Source organism: Paenibacillus sp. UASWS1643 (assembly GCF_008693195.1).
Taxonomy (GTDB): Bacteria; Bacillota; Bacilli; order Paenibacillales; family Paenibacillaceae; genus Paenibacillus; species Paenibacillus amylolyticus_B.
Genome location: NZ_VXKZ01000108.1, coordinates 130244 through 148308, shown reverse-complemented (window position 1 = coordinate 148308; position 18065 = coordinate 130244). Strand labels below are relative to the sequence as shown.

Annotated in this window: 16 protein-coding genes; 7 read left to right on the top strand and 9 right to left on the bottom strand. The window is 45.5% G+C overall.

Annotation, left to right across the window (positions count from 1 at the left end):
- Positions 1 to 28: 28 nt before the first annotated feature.
- Entirely contained in the window at positions 29 to 4405 is a 4377-nt protein-coding gene (locus tag FE296_RS15145) for a glycosyl hydrolase 53 family protein (protein ID WP_190945239.1), read from the bottom strand.
- 254 nt (positions 4406 to 4659) lie between these two features.
- Positions 4660 to 5376 (bottom strand): YceI family protein, encoded by a 717-nt coding sequence (locus tag FE296_RS15140; protein ID WP_150365477.1) that lies wholly within the window; start codon positions 5374 to 5376, stop codon positions 4660 to 4662.
- A 192-nt stretch (positions 5377 to 5568) separates the two neighbouring features.
- Here FE296_RS15140 and FE296_RS15135 point away from each other — a divergent pair, with 192 nt between their 5' ends.
- Positions 5569 to 6255, top strand: coding sequence for a response regulator transcription factor (locus FE296_RS15135; RefSeq protein WP_036613325.1), 687 nt, complete (start codon positions 5569 to 5571; stop codon positions 6253 to 6255).
- Positions 6240 to 7706, top strand: a complete 1467-nt coding sequence (locus FE296_RS15130) for a HAMP domain-containing sensor histidine kinase (protein ID WP_150365476.1) — start codon at positions 6240 to 6242, stop codon at positions 7704 to 7706. The genes FE296_RS15135 and FE296_RS15130 overlap by 16 nt, the downstream gene beginning before the upstream one ends.
- 96 nt (positions 7707 to 7802) lie before the next feature.
- Here FE296_RS15130 and FE296_RS15125 read toward each other — a convergent pair whose 3' ends face one another.
- A complete protein-coding gene (locus tag FE296_RS15125; RefSeq protein ID WP_124116273.1) occupies positions 7803 to 8615 on the bottom strand; it encodes an AAA family ATPase in 813 nt (270 codons plus the stop codon).
- A 343-nt stretch (positions 8616 to 8958) separates the two neighbouring features.
- On the opposite strand from FE296_RS15125, the gene FE296_RS15120 reads away from it, so the two are divergent.
- Positions 8959 to 9111: a DUF1540 domain-containing protein gene (locus FE296_RS15120; RefSeq protein ID WP_074095586.1), complete on the top strand. Its 153-nt coding sequence runs from the start codon at positions 8959 to 8961 to the stop codon at positions 9109 to 9111.
- 200 nt (positions 9112 to 9311) lie between these two features.
- A complete protein-coding gene (locus FE296_RS15115) occupies positions 9312 to 10769 on the top strand; it encodes a 4-hydroxyphenylacetate 3-hydroxylase N-terminal domain-containing protein (RefSeq protein WP_150365474.1) in 1458 nt (485 codons plus the stop codon).
- Between the two features lie 16 nt (positions 10770 to 10785).
- Here FE296_RS15115 and FE296_RS15110 read toward each other — a convergent pair whose 3' ends face one another.
- Genes FE296_RS15110 through FE296_RS15100 form a run of 3 tightly spaced genes read right to left on the bottom strand, consistent with a single transcriptional unit; the run spans position 10786 to position 12669 of the window.
- Positions 10786 to 11352: a nitroreductase family protein gene (locus FE296_RS15110; protein WP_150365473.1), complete on the bottom strand. Its 567-nt coding sequence runs from the start codon at positions 11350 to 11352 to the stop codon at positions 10786 to 10788.
- 52 nt (positions 11353 to 11404) lie between these two features.
- The gene (locus tag FE296_RS15105) at positions 11405 to 12211 is read right to left on the bottom strand and encodes a hypothetical protein (RefSeq protein WP_150365472.1); all 807 of its coding nucleotides are present in this window, start codon (positions 12209 to 12211) and stop codon (positions 11405 to 11407) included.
- A 5-nt stretch (positions 12212 to 12216) separates the two neighbouring features.
- The gene (locus FE296_RS15100; RefSeq protein WP_150365471.1) at positions 12217 to 12669 is read right to left on the bottom strand and encodes a flavodoxin; all 453 of its coding nucleotides are present in this window, start codon (positions 12667 to 12669) and stop codon (positions 12217 to 12219) included.
- 293 nt (positions 12670 to 12962) lie between these two features.
- On the opposite strand from FE296_RS15100, the gene FE296_RS15095 reads away from it, so the two are divergent.
- From FE296_RS15095 to FE296_RS15085, 3 genes are all read left to right on the top strand, one after another.
- Complete coding sequence (locus FE296_RS15095; RefSeq protein WP_017687801.1) at positions 12963 to 13826, top strand: class I SAM-dependent methyltransferase; 864 nt, start codon at positions 12963 to 12965, stop codon at positions 13824 to 13826.
- Between the two features lie 2 nt (positions 13827 to 13828).
- The gene (locus FE296_RS15090) at positions 13829 to 14560 is read left to right on the top strand and encodes an RluA family pseudouridine synthase (protein ID WP_150365469.1); all 732 of its coding nucleotides are present in this window, start codon (positions 13829 to 13831) and stop codon (positions 14558 to 14560) included.
- Positions 14561 to 14896: 336 nt separating this feature from the next.
- A complete protein-coding gene (locus FE296_RS15085; RefSeq protein WP_124116454.1) occupies positions 14897 to 15241 on the top strand; it encodes an MGMT family protein in 345 nt (114 codons plus the stop codon).
- A gap of 110 nt (positions 15242 to 15351) precedes the next feature.
- Here FE296_RS15085 and FE296_RS15080 read toward each other — a convergent pair whose 3' ends face one another.
- The 3 genes from FE296_RS15080 to FE296_RS15070 form a co-directional block, all read right to left on the bottom strand.
- Complete coding sequence (locus tag FE296_RS15080) at positions 15352 to 16863, bottom strand: DHA2 family efflux MFS transporter permease subunit (protein ID WP_124116268.1); 1512 nt, start codon at positions 16861 to 16863, stop codon at positions 15352 to 15354.
- Positions 16860 to 17306, bottom strand: coding sequence for a MarR family winged helix-turn-helix transcriptional regulator (locus FE296_RS15075; protein ID WP_036613308.1), 447 nt, complete (start codon positions 17304 to 17306; stop codon positions 16860 to 16862). Before FE296_RS15075 ends, FE296_RS15080 begins: the two co-directional genes overlap by 4 nt.
- A gap of 275 nt (positions 17307 to 17581) precedes the next feature.
- Entirely contained in the window at positions 17582 to 18022 is a 441-nt protein-coding gene (locus tag FE296_RS15070; RefSeq protein ID WP_124116267.1) for a MarR family winged helix-turn-helix transcriptional regulator, read from the bottom strand.
- Between the last annotated feature and the right edge of the window lie 43 nt (positions 18023 to 18065).

Below are 18065 nucleotides of genomic sequence, written 5' to 3'. Positions count from 1 at the left end.
TCCGATCTCCTTACCTGCTTTGTTATTTCTAATACAGTAGTTCCATCAATCTGGCGACTGCAACAGCCCCTTGTGCGCGGTTCGCCGTTTCTTTCGGAGCAAACGTGCCATCAGGCATGCCATTCAGCAGTCCAAGTTGTTGCATCGAGGCTACAGCCTCTTTGGCGTATGCCGCGATCTCGGCGTTGTCTACAAACACCATATTTCCTTGTACAGAATGGGTCGCATCCTCACGCTGCACAAATTTCATTGCTCTGTTGAGCATAACGGCCATATCTTCTCGCGAAATACGTTCATTCGCTCCAAAGCTTCCATCTGCCCGGCCTTGAATAATGTCCATTTCAATTCCAAGTCGTACTGAATCGGCATACCATTGCCCTTCCTTCACATCCGTTGGGGTTGAAATAGATGGATCGGACTGGCGTGTATCACCAATGCCTTTAATTATCATTTGCAAAAATTGTGCTCTGGTCAGATCACCTTGTGGGGCAAAACGAGTTGCGCTCATCCCCTTAACAATCCCTTTACCGTAAAGGTTCTGCACTTCTTGGAGAGCCCAGTTGTGATTTTGCAGATCATGTAATGGTACTTCAACTTCTGTAATGACATAACTGCCGGATTCCAGCGGTTTGAACGCCATCGTTTTGGTCTTGTCATCGTACTTGGAATACGTAACAGGTTTCATTTCTCCACTTGGAGATATGGAATGTACAACCATAACTACATCATTTTTTTTAGGTTGCTCCACATTGGATAGAGCAACTTCAACCGCTCTGTTTGTCCATTGCAATGGCTTATTGTTCATTAACAAATTCACATCAACAATCGCATGATTACCGATCGCTGCTTTTTGAGAGGTGGACAGTGTATCTGTCGATCCTTTTGCCACTACGATGTCGAACGTTCCCGCAGACTCCGCAATAGTTAGCGGGAGTGATTTTAGAGGAACACGAACGGTAGTCTGTCCTACAACTACATCCAGGGATTTCACTTCCTGGGAACGAATCCATGCTGCCAGTTGACTTGCACCCAATTGGAATGTGACTGTCTTGGCTGTGTCAGGCACATCTGCAATCAGTTTCAACGTACGATTTCCTGCATCCATGGATTGCATTGCCTGAGTTAATTGAGATGCATCTGGACGAATCGAATACTTGTCATCCCCAGTTGCTGTTCCTTTTACCGTTATTAAACCCTTCGCTGGCGGATTACCAGGTTCAGTCGGTGTTGTTACAGCCGGATTCCCCGTTGAAGGGGCTGTTCCCGGGTTGGACGGTTGTGATGGTTCACTTGGTTGGGATGGCTGGCCAGGGCCAGGTGTTACATCTTGACGTACAAGTTTACTCACAGCATCTTGTAACGCACGATCCGCATTGCTCACATCTTGCGTTGAAGATTCAACATCCAGAATGAATGCCTTCGCTTCAGAAAGCGCCTTACTGAACACATTCCAGCTTGAAGTCGTGTATTCGGTTTGCTTTAATTTCTCAGCCGTATCTACCGTAGCTTGCAGTACAGATTTGTCCGCCGGGAATGTACCGTAGGCTTCAAAATCCATAAATCCTACCCAGGTGGGACCTGTTTTAATCGTTACCCGAATGTAACGTCCCTCCGTGCCTTTTGGAAGTACATGGCTAGGTGCGGTCGATACAACAACATCACTTGTGGTGTCCACTACTTTCACAAAATTTTTGTTATCGTTGGACACTTCGATCGTATATTTGATGCCGCCACTCCACATCGACATTTCGATTTTGCGGAGGTTAGCAACCTGACCCAAATCCACTTGCCACCAGCTATCCTTACTCTGGTCTGTTCCCCATGAAGTGTTCGGATTGTTGTCAATTGCACCTTCAGGAGCGTTGGCTTGATTGCCTCCTGTCCCTGCACTACTTGAAGCTGTTGCCGTTTTGCCCGTTGTTAAAGCCTCCAGAGAGACCAGACTAGTAAAGGCTTGTTTCAACGTATTCAGTGCTGAATTCACCTCAGACTGAACAACAGCATTGTTATCTCGGACCTGAATCGCTGCCTGCAAAGACTGTTCCAATACAGACCAGCTCCAGCGTGTATAGGAAGATTTAGTCTGCTGCTGCATTTGTTGAATGTACTGGTGCAGCTGTGTTTTGTCCACATTGGATAGACCATCAATGGCATCATCCAAACGTTTAACCGCTGTATTCGCATCCGTCTGTGTTGCTCTTGGATCATTCAAGACCTGCTCAGCGCCTTCCAGCGCTTTGGTCAATACCGCCCAAGTGGCCGTAGACCAGTCAGCCTGCTGATACGTACGCGCTTCCGCTATTTTGGCTCTGAGCTCGTCAAGCTGCGGAGCGATAACCTGCATCAGCTGCATCACACGTTCCAATGCTGTTGTCGCTGCATCTGTATCTGATTGAGTTACCCCACCCGGCGTGTATGCCTGTTGGTATACATCATTCGCTGCCGAGATTGCCGGAGCCAGAGTCACCCAGCTATCCAGAGTAAAATCATTCTGTACCAATGATTTGGCTCGTGTAAGTGCCGCATCCAGTTGCTGGCGGTCTGCGGGCAGAATACCCAATCCACGTTTGTACACATTCAGTGATGGCAAGGCACGTCCTTCGTAGGAGTATCCACCATTCTCAGGAAATTCATCATAGTCGAACATGGCGTGATTTTCCCATGCATCTCCCTCGGAATCAATCCAGCCTACATTGGCGGCAATCCATGCGGGCTCCCAATAGAAGAAGCCTGCTCCGCGGTTTTCCGGCACGTCAGCAATCATATCCATAATACCGGCAATAGCATCATATTGCCCCTGTACCGTTGCAGGGAATGTTGCTCCCCCAACATGAAGCGCTTCATCCGATCCAATGATATTACCGTGTGCATCCCCGTTTTTATATGAAAATGGATACGAAGTCTCGGCAATAATCACGTCTTTTTTGAATTTGTCAGATACTTTATTCATGGTCTTCTGCACATCTGCAAATGTTCCATGCCAGAACGGATAATAGGAAAGTCCGATGATATCGTACTCCAGTTCGCCTTTCTCCAGCTCACTGAAATACCAGTCGAACGTATCCGCCTTGCCGCCTTCTGCGAGATGAATCATGATTTGAACCTTATCAGCGTTATTGGTGATCTCTCCTTCTACTGCACGTACAGCATCAATTCCGCTTTTCAGCAATGCAACATTTTGCTTAAAATCCACGTCGCTGCTCAAGCCGTTCAGAACACCACTGTTGATCTCATTACCGATCTGCACCATATCAGGCATGGCGTCCTCTGCTTTCATGTCTCTCACAACTTCAAATGTATAGTCGTATACGGCCTGTTTCAACTCATCAAATGACAGACCTTCCCATGCCTTTGGACGAAGCTGCTGTCCTGGATGAGCCCATTCGTCAGAATAATGGAAATCAAGCAGCACTTTCATGCCTTTTGCTTTCACCCGTGCGGCTAACTCAATTACATCTTTCTTATCGTTGTAGCCCCCTGATTTCTGTGGATCATTCCACAGACGAAGACGTACATAATTGACACCGCGATCCTTCAGTATATCGAGCAAGTCCCTTTCTGTGCCATTACTATCCAGATACTTCCCTCCATTAGCCTCAATGGCAGTTAATGTGGAAATATCAACACCTCTAACATAGTCTTCACGATATCCCTCAACAATTACTGTGGCCTCCGGTTGAACAGGAGCTCCATATACTGCACCTGTTACGGTAAAGCTGCCCGCATGTGCGTACTCTGAAGGGCTGATACTATTCCATTCCACTGGAACAGAACCCGACTTTTCGATCGGATACTGCGCTGTCACTTTTGTCGGTAGAACGGGAGCAACCCCAGCCACTGTTTTGACCTGTATAGCATCATAGCCCGTAATGGTTGACGGATCAATTTCTTCCTCTTCGCCCCAGACTTTAAGCTCGGATATCCCGGGCCACCAAGTTGCTCCCGCATAGTACGGAATCGTAACCTTCACATACTGGGCAGATGTACTGGTCTGGAATTCTTCACTGGCCACAGTCTGTTTTATTTCGTTAGTCGTTTGGTCCACAACAGTTGACCAGTTGTTACCATCATCAGATACTTCAATCAAATATTTTACAACTTGGTCTTTGTCCTTCCAAGTCAACTCCGCTCCGGAAAGCTCATATGGCGCACCTAGGTCTATAGTCAACCAATGAGGATTACTCTCAGAAGTAGGTGAGCTCGCACTCCAGTGAGTATTCACATCACCATCCACCGCCTTTTCTTTTTGTCCCTCATACAATAGATCTTGCTCACTTACCGTAACCGCCTTGTTAAGTGCCACGTTCACTTTTGCATCTTCTGCAGCCGCTGGACGAACCATCAACCCCAGATCACAGAACAACATTAGTAATACCAGACACCCGCTTATGTACCTTTTGTTCACTCTTGATCTCCCCCTTTTTGTGTTTGATTGTGCATGGATCAATGAATGTGATGAATCCTCCTCATTGTAAGCGCTTAATAGTGGTGGGTAACACGGCATTTTCCAAAGGAAACAGCAGTTATTTTAACAATATGATCCTGTAAAAGTTACATTTGAGCTATAAGAATCCACGATTTGTAAGAAACAAAAAAATCTGTCCGTCCACCGGAAGGCGGAAGCAGAACAGATTTTTAGGTATATGATCGTCGCTACACTTATTTGGAGAGTTTTAATTCAAGCTGTACCTGAATATCATTTTCTGTCGAAAGCACAACCGAGTGTGGATTTTCCATTCCGAAATCTTCGAATGTTACCATGGATGTTGCCGACAACAATACTGCTTTATTCTCATAAGCAGCTTTTGCATCAAAAGTTACTTCTTTTTCAATACCTTTAACCGTAATCGTACCATTCATTTTGATATCAACTGTTTGACCGACAGGCCATTCCGCAGGTACCCCTTCAAATGAAGTCGCTGTAAATGTAGCTTGCGGATATGTAGCAATGTCGAAGAAATCCGCTTGCTTCACGTGACCATCACGCTGTCCATTCCCCGAATCAATTCCATCCATTTCGATCTGTCCTTCTGCCTTCATCTGAGCAGCATCGTCTACATTAATTGTCCAATTGCCTGTTACATGCTCGTCCACAAAGTTAACTGTCTCCTGTGATGTGGTTACGGAGAAGTATACTTTGGAACCTTCGCTGATGCTCCAGTCTCCGTTCAGTTGCTCTGCTCCTGCAGTTTCATTGGCTACAGGTGTTCCTGTGCTATCTACAGCTGTTGTGGAAGTCGCTGTGCTCGCAGGAAGCACCTGCTCAATCTCCACGTTGTTCCCCAAGTAGCTATTTGCGATATAGTAACCACCGCCACCAATTACGGCAACCGCCGCTACACCTGTAATAAGCCATGCTTTTGCTTTATTGTTCATCTCTATGTTTCCTCCAGTACATGATTGTTTAGGTTGCTTGTTGGAGTGAATCATATCAATTGAATGTGTCAGGAAGAAGTCAAGATAAGACAAGTCCCATATTTTTTTCGAATCCGTAATACAGGATTGGCTTTACGCTCTTGCTCATGTAAAATCAGTACAAGTTTACAAAGCGAAAGGAGAACGCTTTTCTTGAAATCCATACTTATCGTCGAGGATGAACAAGCTATTGCACGAGTATTGGCTGCTTATCTGAGAAAAGCAGAATTTGAAGTTCATCATGCAGCAGATGGACCGACTGCACTTACCCTTTTTGATACCGTAACGCCTTCCCTTGTATTACTTGATGTGATGCTGCCAGGAATGGACGGATGGGATCTGCTGCGGATTATTCGTGAAAAAAGTGCTTGTCCCGTGATCATGCTAACTGCACTGGATGACATTTCAGACCGTCTCAACGGACTAAATGCCGGTGCTGACGATTATATGAGCAAACCTTTTGTACCGGAAGAAGTGGTCGCCAGAGTGAATGCGGTGTTGCGCCGTAATCCACATTGGACCTCTGGTGGCGAAGAGAAGCGTTCCTTTGGAAATCTCGTCATTGATCTTGCTGCCAAGCAGGTATTGCTGAACGGAGCAGAGGTTGCTCTCACACCTCGTGACCTGTCGTTACTGTTCTTCCTGTCCGATTATCCGAATCGTACATTTACCAGAGATCATCTTATTGAACAGGTATGGGGGATGGACTATGATGGCAGTGACCGTGCTGTGGATCTATCGATTAAACGACTACGTCAAGCCCTCTCCCACTGGTCGCCAGAGACGGGAGAAATTCGGACGTTGCGAGGAATGGGGTATCAATTTTGGATCGCCAACTGAAACAGAAGAAACCCAAACGAACGATATCCATTCTGTCACACTGGACACTGCGATATTTTCTCATTTTATGTATTGGATTCACGATTATTGCGGCAGGGGCACTCTACTGGATTCGAACAACTTCCATTGAGAAAAGCCTAAAAACCGCAGAACTGCTTGGTCTGGAGATTGCCGATCATGTGACCAGTGAAAATAATATGCTTCGGGTTCCACCCGATCTTGACAGACTGGTAACCAAGCGAGAGAAACTATTCAACACAGATCATTATTTTTGTGTCATGATCTTGGACAATAACAATCAATTGATCTTTTCCCAGCCTAAAATGGAACAAAAAGATGTGCATTATCGACTGTCAGACGACTATCTTGAACCTCGAAACAACAAATATGCAGGTGTGACGGTCAACATATCCGAGGGTGATCAAACCTTGGGCAAAGTGTGGGTCATGCAGTCCAAACAATCCATTACATTTGGTCCAGAGACGATAGGGCTCGTGGCTCTAATCCTCGGAGGACTAATCCTCTGTGGATGGTTTACAATCTATCTCCTGTCCAAAAAGTTATCCAGACCGATTCGTCAGGTCGCCTATGCCGCTGAACAGATCCGAGGTGGCAATTATGATGTGAGTCTTGACTTGGATACACGAGAACGTGAGATCAATGAACTTGTAAATTCATTTCGCGATATGGCCACTCGTCTCCAACAACTTGAAGAATGGCGTACACTTTCGCTGGCAGGGGTAAGTCATGAACTCAAGACACCGGTAACTTCCATCAAGGGGCTCGTTATGGCAGTACGTGACGATGTCGTGAGTCCACAGGAAGGTAAAGAATTTTTGGATATCGCTTTGAAGGAATCCGAACGCATGGAGCGTATGGTCGCAGATTTGCTTGACTATAATGCCATGGCTGCAGGAAGTGTTGCCGTTCGCAAGGAACGGACGGATCTGAAGCTGTTGGTCGGTGAGATCATCTATCAGTGGAAGATTGCGTATGAGGACAAAATGCCAGAGGTTCAGCTGCACGCCCCTCCAATTAACTTCTTTACCATGGGGGATGCTCTCCGCATTCAGCAGATCATTGTCAATTTGCTCAATAACGCACTTCATGCCACAGCTCCTGAACAGAAGGCTGTCTTCGATATTTATCTTAGTACAGAAGAACAGATGCTGTACGTTGATGTCAAGGACAACGGCACAGGCATCGCAGCTGAAGAACAACCCAAAATCTTCGAACGTTTCTATCGTGGAGAACTCAAAAAACGTCGTAACCGCGGCCTGGGTCTAGGATTAACATATAGCCGCCTACTCGCTCAGGAACAGGGCGGTGAACTGACACTTGTCTCCAGCAGTCCTGAAGGCAGCATGTTCAGATTAAGCCTGCCACGCTGGACTGCAACACAAGAAGCCCTAAATACAGAAAAAGCATACGGAGCAGCCGTTAAGGTGTAACGCACCACACTAACATGACAACTAGCCCAGAACTCCATTCAGGAGACTGGGCTAGTTCAACGTTGTTACTTGTTGCTTTATCCAGAATAAAAGCAATCAACACTCTAATACACGTGGTCTGTATTCATCGTAAGCATCCGAGATCAATTGCTTATGAAGTACACTACTGGCAATGATTGCTTTCCGTTTTGCTTTCAAAACGATCTGCTCTATATCCGCATAACTGCATCCGGTCAAGCGTTCACATATGTAATCTTCCACCTGGGTCTCCTGTTCAAATGATCCCACCAACTTACTGATATACAATCTGCGACTTGTATCATCAGGCATACCATAGGTCATCTTCGTATCAAACCGCCGCCAGATGGCGTGATCCAGTTGGGTTTCCAGATTCGTCGCAGCTACCAGGATACTGTCCCCATCGAATTCGTCCAGACACTGCAACAACGTATTGACGACACGAGCCATCTCTTTCACTTCATCATTGCTCTCACGCGTCCGGCCTATGGCATCAAATTCATCCAGAAATAACACACAGGGATTCATTCGTGCATATTCGAATAACTTACGTACGTTACTCCCCGTCTCCCCAAGATGGCTATGAATGATCGCATCTAATCTCACAAGAACCAATGGCAGATCGAGGCGCTCCGCCAGATGTGATGCCGTTAATGTTTTTCCCGTGCCGGGAGGCCCGAACATGACCATTTTGTTGGGGATTGATACATCATGCTCTCTGAACTTCTCTTTCATGCCCAGAATGGTGACAAATTCATTAATGATGCGTTCATTTTCAGCGGAAAATACAATATGCTGGGCTTTATGTCTACACTCTTTCGGCGTGTAAAAAGCAGCCATATCGATCCCTTTCGCTCGGGGAATCCGGTTCATATGGTTTATTTTGCTCATGTATACACATGCTCCTTCATTTATGGTTTCGTGTAAATGCTTGGTTCAAGTTATATAGAATCAATTAGACTTTTAATCGTAATTATTACTATTAAATAATAACATACTACTGCCTTTTTGCAAATATAACCACAGCACGTCCACTATTTTGCCACAGATGGGGGCATTTGGTTGCAAGCTTCAATAAAATTTGCTATTCTAAGTGTGCATCGTTGTGTATAACGCAAAAAAGCCCTCTGAATTTCATGAGAGGAAAAATTTTCCAGATTGGCAAGCGGCAACTTGTTATATCCGGATCTTTATACCAACGACTGTAATCCAAATTAAAGTGAGGTTAACAATCATGGCAAAAGACGTATTGTGTGAAGTTAATTCCTGTCGTCACTGGGCTCAAGAGAACAAATGTAACGCATCTTCGATCTACATTGTGAGTCACAGTTCCAAAGAAGCAAGTCAGTCTGCTGAAACAGACTGTAAGACATTTGAAGTAAAATAAGTAATTTCATGTGATCCACTTAAAGGAGCCCTTACCGGTTCCTTTTTCTTTTTCTATTGTAACAAGAATGATAATTATTATCAAGCCTATTCTGTAAAAATCCTTCTCACCTCTTAAATGCACATTGGACAGATGACCTACGTACACTACGTAAGAAGTCAGTATGCCCATGAACGATTAGAACCAAGAGGTGAATAACAATGCCTGTTAAAAGTGGCACACAGTATCGCGAACGAATTGATGCACAGTCCGTCCCTTGCTGGTACAAAGGTAACCTTATTACTGGAAAACGCTCTGAACATGTAGCATTTGCTGGCTTAATGGAGACTCAGATGTACATGTATGATCTGCAATCTGATCCTAAATTTGCAGAAACGATGACGTATGCCTCCCCGGCAGACGGCAAACCTGTGGGCATATCCTTCCTGCCTCCAACCAGTGCAGACGACCTCCGTAAACGCCGGGAAGGGATGAATATCTGGGCAAATGTGCATCATGGCTTTCTTGGTCGCTCACCCGATTACATGAATACAGCCATAATGTCCTTTTACACAGGTGCCGATCTCCTGAACGAACTATCTCCCCAATATGCAGAAAATCTCAAGAATTATTATGCGTACTGCCGTGATCATGATATTACGCTATCCCATGCCTTTATTCAGCCATATGCTAGCAAAATTTCAGGACAATTGGATGCCACTGAGGATGCTATTGCCGCAAAGGTCGTAGATCGCACCGAGGAAGGTCTCATTATAAGCGGAGCATTCATGATGGCTACACAAGCTGCCACTTCGGATGAGATTTTTGTCTATCCGTCACCTTCGCCTGCCCCATTTGATGACGAAAATCCATTTGCATTCTCTTTTGCTGTCCCCAATGATCTTCCGGGAATCAGTCTGGTATGCAGGGATACCTATGCAGCCGAATCTCACACTAATTATCCCCTGAGTTCCAGATATGAAGAAATGGACAATATCGTCATCTTTGACCGGGTGCTCGTTCCGCATGAACGGATATTTTTTGCAGGAAGTGAGGAAATATCCTCGCGTCTCTTCAGTGGTAGCAACTTTCATATTCACGCAGGTCATCAGGTATTGTGTCGTTATATTGCCAAGACGGAATTTGTTCTCGGTACACTCCAGCTTCTCACGGATACTCTCGATCTCAATAAGGAAGCACATGTTATTGAGAAAACTGCACGAGTGTTCGCAGGTCTTGAATCGTTAAAAGCATTGGCTTTGGCCGCAGAGGCAGGCGCCATACCAGACGGAAGAGGATTTGTATTACCTGCACCCAAACCATTGATGGCAGCCAATCTGCTTTTTCCGAAACTTTATCCTGAGATGATTGAAATTCTGCAACTTTTGGGTTCGAGCGGGGTAATTATGATCCCTCAGGAAGAAGAGTTTCAATCCGATATCGCTCCTTCACTGAATATATATCTGAAAGGGAACAATATGGCTTCTTATGAACGCAACGCTCTGTTCCGCCTGATCTGGGAGCTTGGGGCTGGATCATTCGGGGGCAGACAGACCCAATTCGAACGATTCTTTTTTGGCAATGTCCTTACAGTATCCAATCGATTATACTCCGTATATAACAAAGATCAGACGAATCGTCAGCTCGTTCGTGATTTTCTATCCAACACCAGCAAATAAAAACTAAAGAATCGTTTTATACCAGATGGTCATAGACCGTCATCAGTTCAGAGGCTGGTCTGCTTGCATCCACATCCCGCAATCCAGGCTGGTCTCCGTAACCGATATGGAATACCCCCAGCACCTTCTCTGCACTTGTCAAACCCATCAAATTCATAAACACAGGATGTTGTTGATAATCATTGATCTTCCAGACCGCATTCAAACCCTGTTCCGCAGCCAGAATACTAAAGCGTTTGCTCCAGGCTTTGGCCGGCAGAAGATCATCCTCACGGGCATTTCTAGGTGCCACGACAACCAGATGGGTTGGAATTGCTTCCGTGTATTGATATGTAGCCCAATCGCCGTAGCGATCAGCTAGATGGGGTGGATAGCTCTGTCTGACCGCTTCCAGATAAAGCTGTCGCCCTTCGCCTGCAAACAACATAAACCTCCAGGGTTCTGAACTCATCACATATAATGAAGGATCTGCTTCATCAAGCAACTTTCGTATAACCGACTGGGGTACTGGCAACGGACTGAATTCGCAAGTTCCTGCACGTCTCTTGCCGCTGCTTATATCTTGACTTAGACCGGTAGACATGGCAACTTCCCCTCCACTATGTGCATGATATATCGTTATCCTTCAATCGCCTTCACATCAACCATGTTTTCTTCGGTTCAACGGCTTCCGTTTTCCAGCGATCTACCTCTTCATGTATGCGCGCTTTATCACGCGTCGTAAACTGTTCTGACTCCACCACTTCTGCTTGGGGCATGCTGTCACGTATCAAGAGAATGTAGTCCATGGAACGTATCAGAGACTGGCGTCCAGGGATGTACCTAATTTTGCGTCCTTCCAACAAGCAGTATATCTCGATCATACCCGGTAATTTTCCGAAGGCTTCCCAGCAGAATACACTGACCATATGCTGAAACGCTTCAACTACGTTTGGATCATGGACAACCATATATTTCTGAATAAGCAACGAATCCCAGCCTTCTGGTTGCCAGGCCGCCTGAAATATCATCGACAAATGCATGGATAATGAAGGTAACTCCGTTCTCCACTGTTCAAAAAGAATGGCTGGATGCTTCAGATCATCGTTCATTGCAATGGCGAGTGACAATTCATCCGTAATCTTGTTCTTCACATCCCAGTAATGGAGAACAGATTCGAAACCATCCGCCTTTCTGGGCCACCATTTCTCAAGTAAATACTGTACGGGTACCTCTTTGCGAACATCGGGGTCGAGACTGTAAAAGGCATTGATCGCATGGCTCACCGCATATTGTACACGGTGCCTCCATTGCAGTGGAAGACGCTGCTCAGACACGGGTTCAGGGCGGATGAATCGGTGTGGGCTGCGCAGCATTTCTTCCAATCTGTAATCTTCAAGCAGACGTCCAGAAAGATCATTTCTTCCGACTGGCATCGATGCCTGAACATTATGTTTTAACATGATCTTTAGGATACCTGTAATCCGGCAGCAGCGAAGCGTTTGCCAAAATCACGGCATGTTTCTTTCTCCTGCTCAAGCGGACTGTATTCAATTTTCAACATCTCTGGAGATACCTCCGCCCCACGCTCTTGCAGCTTGGCAGCCGCGAGATCAACTGCACCGCAGAACTGCTCATACGAGGTGTCACCACTACCAAACACCGCAGCTCTCTTACCACTCAGGTCAAGCTCATCCAACTCCTCATAGAAATCAAGGAATTCATCTGGCAACTCCCCATCTCCCCAGGTGTACACACCGATCATGAATCCGTCATAGTCCAATACATCAGATGCATTACAATCCGTTACGGATTTCAGGTCTGCCTCGTGGCCTCCCTTTTTAATTCCCTCCACAATCAGTTCTGCAATTTCTTCTGTATTTCCTGTCATGCTCGCATAAGCAACTAACAATTTAGCCATCTATTTTTCCCTCACTTTAATTTGATCATGTTATATTCTCTCTATGAAGAAAGAATGAATTTTGGATTAACAAAATCATATGTGATAATGATTATCATTGTCAAATTAAATTTTTGGTTATCTTTGTTTTTCAGTATATGGGGCATGCTGGATTTCAACACAGCTAAAATACTTCATCCTTTAAGGTCAGTTGTAATACCTTCCTCCAATGATCCCGTCCCCCAACTGGCGTACAAGCCCTTTTTTGTTGTACAATAGTATCCAAATGACTTTTGAAGGATGGATAAATCATTATGTACGTAGCTAAGAATTGGAAGGACTATGAAGTAATCGATACAGGAGGCGGCGAGAAACTGGAGCGTTGGGGAGATGTGATTTTACGCAGACCTGATCCACAGATTATCTGGCCCCTCGAGCAAGAAACCAATGAATGGCGTCAGGTGCATGGTCACTACCATCGCAGCTCTTCTGGTGGCGGTAACTGGGATATGAAAAAGCCTATTCCCGAGCGCTGGACGATCGGATACGAAAACCTGAAATTCCACATTAAACCTACCAGCTTCAAGCACACTGGTCTGTTCCCTGAACAAGCTGCCAACTGGAGCTGGATGATGGATAAAATCTCCAATGCAGGACGCCCGATCTCTGTCTTGAACCTGTTTGCCTATACAGGCGGAGCAACGGTAGCCGCAGCTTACGCAGGCGCTTCTGTCGTGCATGTGGATGCAGCTAAAGGCATGGTTCAATGGGCCAAGGAAAATGTTCAATTATCCGGACTGGCTGATCGCCCTGTTCGTTTTATTACAGATGATGTATTCAAATTCGTACAACGGGAACAACGGCGTGGAAATCGTTATGACGCCATTATTATGGACCCTCCTTCTTATGGCCGCGGTCCGAATGGCGAGACATGGAAACTGGAAGAGAACCTTTATCCATTCTTGAAGTCATGTATGACGATCTTGTCGGATAATCCATTATTCATGTTGGTTAACTCCTACACTACGGGCATTTCCTCTACGGTTCTGCGCAACATGTTGACCATGACGATGTCTGCTCAGTACGGTGGTGACATTACTGCAGGTGAAATTGGTCTGCCGATCACACGCAGTGGTCTGGATCTGCCTTGTGGCATTCTGGGCCGTTGGGAGTCTTAATCATGTCAGAACATCGGCATAATCACGATGCAATTCCGATTTTGTTCGAAGACAACCATCTGTTAGGCATTACGAAGCCGGTCAATGTACCTACACAGGAAGATTCATCAGGTGATCCGGATTTGCTTACATTGCTGAAGCAGGATCTGAAAGAACGATACAATAAACCTGGCAATGTTTATCTCGGGTTAGTACACCGACTTGATCGTCCTGTTGGAGGGGCAATGATTTTTGCCAAGACTTCTAAAGCAGCTTCGAGATTGTCCGAGACTGTGCGGGGACGTCATTTCCGTAAAATATATGCAGCTGTTGTACATGGCAAGTTGCCTGCACAGCAGGGAACGTTAAAACACACGCTCCTGAAAGATGCACGTACAAATACCGTTACTGTTGTACCTAAAGGTACGGCTGGCGGTAAGGATGCCGTTCTGGATTACCGTGTTATCGGCGAGACAGAACGTTACAGCCTCGTCCATATCGAACTGCACACCGGCAGATCTCATCAGATTCGGGTGCAAATGAAAGAAATTGGCTGCCCTCTGTACGGGGATCAGAAGTACGGCGCAAGCGTGAATAAACCCGGGCAACAGATTTCTCTATGGTCTGCGATTGCTGCTTTTCCTCATCCAGTTACCAAGGAAGAAGTTATTCTGCAATCTTTGCCTGCAAGAGAATTCCCCTGGGCAGAATGGCCCGCTGCCGTGTACCAAAAAGCTTTTGGACAACCTCTATAATACGTGTTCAAAAAGACTGTTTTTAGTACCGAGAAGATGAATGAAGCTAGAAATGGAGTAGCGGAGCGTAGAAAAGCTACGTGAGCAACTACAATGTTTCCGCAGGAAACATACTTCGTAAGCCTCCCGCTTATTTCGGCTGAATTCCTTATTCGATGCTGATGATGTCGATAGGCATCATTCGTAATCAAAAGTGGTTTTTTTGAACAACCTCTATAAGTGCACAGGATCAGGTTAGATCTGTCCATATTACGTGTCGTTCAGATTCTGTATCTGAACGACACGTTTTTTCATATTTTCAGCTATATACCTAAGATACAGAGAGGAGACATCATGATGACCCCATTTACCAAACAAGTCATTGCGATCATCGCGGCGATTCCCGAAGGTAAAGTGATGACTTACGGTCAGATTGCAGCCCATGCTGGAAGTCCAAGAGCGGCGAGACAAGTCGTCCGTATTCTACACTCGTTGAGCCGAAAGGAACGTCTGCCCTGGCACCGTGTTGTCAACGCAAAAGGCGAAATCTCCATACCGGACGAACACTCGCGCATGATGCAGGAAACAGAACTGATTAGCGAAGGTGTGGAGTTTCAGCTGAACGGAACCATTAATCTAAAACGGTTCGGACATGAGCCCGATCCTGTATTTCTTATCGATCCAACGATCCAGCCCGAATAATAAAAGTACTCTCCTCCTATCACGCACACCAAAAAAAAAAGAGAACTCAGGCAGTTAGGGTTACCCCTTCGACTGCTAGAGTTCTCTTTTTTGGTTTTATCTAATATTCGTTATGCAGTAGCAGTCGCTTTTTCCTGTTCTACAGTAACAGGCTCAACAGCTGGTTTTGTTTTCCGAATAAAGAACGCCATGATCAAAGCAACCACAGTCATTCCGGTAGCCACAATGAATGCATAGTTAACACCGTAAATCGTTGCATCTGCTGTAGCAGCTATCATTGCTGTCTTATCAGTAGGATCAACCTGACCCGCAGCCACTGCATCCGCCAGATGTGTTTTGAGCTTGCTGCTCATGATGGTAACGAGTATAGCTGTACCAATCGCTCCGGCAACAGTACGCAATGTGTTAGACATGGCGGTACCATGCGCGTTCAGACGTTGTGGCAGTTGATTCAGACCTGCTGTCTGGATCGGCATCATCAGCATCGACATACCGAACATACGAGCCGTGTAGATAAACATCATGTAGCCGTACGTAGTATCGATTGCCAGGCGACTCAGTCCAAATGTTGTGATCGCCGTAATAGCAAGACCCGCAACTGAAAGCCAGCGAGCGCCTACCTTATCAAATATGCGACCCGTGATCGGAGACATGATCCCCATCAATATCGCACCAGGCATCATCAGAAGTCCTGACTCAATCGGTGAGAAACCACGAATGTTTTGTAAGAAAATAGGAAGCAGGATCATACCTGCAAACATCGCCATCGTCACAAGCATATTGATAATTGTCGTTAATGAATACATATTGTACTTGAAAATACGGAACTCAAGGAGCGGATGATCTGTTGTCAGTTGACGAATAACGAACAGAATCAGGGATATCGCACCTACGACGAGGCATCCAATGACAATTGCACTGCCCCATCCATCGGTACCCGCATCACTAAATCCGTAGAGCAAACTACCAAAACCAAGTGTAGATAAAATAACGCCTGGATAATCCAGTTTAGGTCTGGATTGACGTGTTACGTTTTTAACAAAAGCAATACCAATTGCCGTTGCAATAATAGAGAATGGCAAGATGATGTAGAACAACAATCTCCAGGAATAATGCTCAACCACATAACCTGAAAGTGTAGGCCCAATCGCAGGGGCCAGAATCATCGCGATCCCCATGGTTCCCATGGCCTGACCGCGTTTCTCAATCGGGAAGATGGTCAGGAATACAACGGTCATCAGTGGCATCAGGATACCTGCACCTGCCGCTTGAATAACACGACCTACCATCAGAATGGTGAAGGTTGGACTAAGACCACAGACTAATGTACCTATGGTAAATAGAGTCATGGCTGTAATAAAAATTTGACGCGTTGAAAATTTGGCAATCAGATATGCCGTAACCGGAATCAGTACACCGTTCACAAGCATGTAACCCGTCGTTAACCATTGGGCTTTGTTTGCATTGATCGCGAGGTCTTCCATGATTTTAGGAAGCGCTACGTTCATCAGGGTTTGGTTCAGGAATGCCACAAAGGCACCAATTAACAATGCCGCTACAATCGGGCCTTTCTTGATGTTGTCCATCGCTGAGGATGGAGCTGCAGCAGTAGTCGTACTCATATGTTGTTCATCTCTCTTCCTTCTAACTTTTCAATCATTTGACTATGAATTCTAAGTAGGTGCTCAAGGTCTTCCTTCGATATATCCAGAATGGGTGACACTCTTTCCATCCACAAATGGTGCGTTTCCTGTTGGGCCTGTTCCCCTTTGTCCGTAATCTGAAGCTTAACGGAGCGGCGGTCAGCATCTGAACGTGTCCGAACGATATACTCGCCTTTGACCAGTCGCTCCACAACAGCGCTCATGGAACTGCTGCCCATATGGCATAGCTCAGCCACTTCGTTGATGCCAATGGAAGGACGCTCCCTCAGAATGGATAACACCATAAACTGGATCGAAGTCAGCTCGATCTCCTTGTTTTCATTCCAAAATGCTCGAAAAAGCATTTGATTAACTTGGCGGAACGAATTAATAATATAGAATACTTCATACGTATCAGTCATTGATTCACCCTTTTACTTTTGGAATATAATATTTCGTACACGAAATATCAGGGGAACAATTACTTATTATAACAAAAATATTTACATAGTCAACTCTTTACATATGAATTCACAAAAATAATATTAGGACATACTAACTGTGTTACATCCTTGTCTTTACTCAACCAACCTGGACACAGTGTGTATCATATGTAATTTGTAAATAAAATAACCATAGGGCTCCTGCATGAAACGAGCAGGCACTCCTATGGTTATTCAGAAAAATCAGCATGGTATCATACCGAAGTAGATAAAGCAGGCTCTTTGGTCTTGGGTGTAGTCATTTTGCCTAACAGATATACCAGCAATTGTTGATTGTGCATCGAAATGTTACTGAGAACAGAGTTCATGAATTCATTACGGATGGTGATTCCCCGCTCTGTCTCCATTCTTCCTTTCTCTGACAGAGATACCCACACAATGCGTCGATCCTGATTATCCCGATTCCTGCGAATCAGATCATTCTTCTCCATTCGATCGAGCAGCATGGTTACGGCAGCTGGCGTAGTCGCCAGATAAGGAATCAGATCCGAAGGTTTCATCTTCTGATGGTCTTCGAGTACCTCCAGAACAGCCAGCTGAGCCTCCGTTAATGAGGGTGCCAGCTCTTGATCCATATGCAATTTATAATCTTTCGTTAACCTGGACCAGCACTTGGCAAAATCGGAATTATACATCTTCCATCGCTCCTCTCTGCAACCGGTTATCACTTCACCTGCT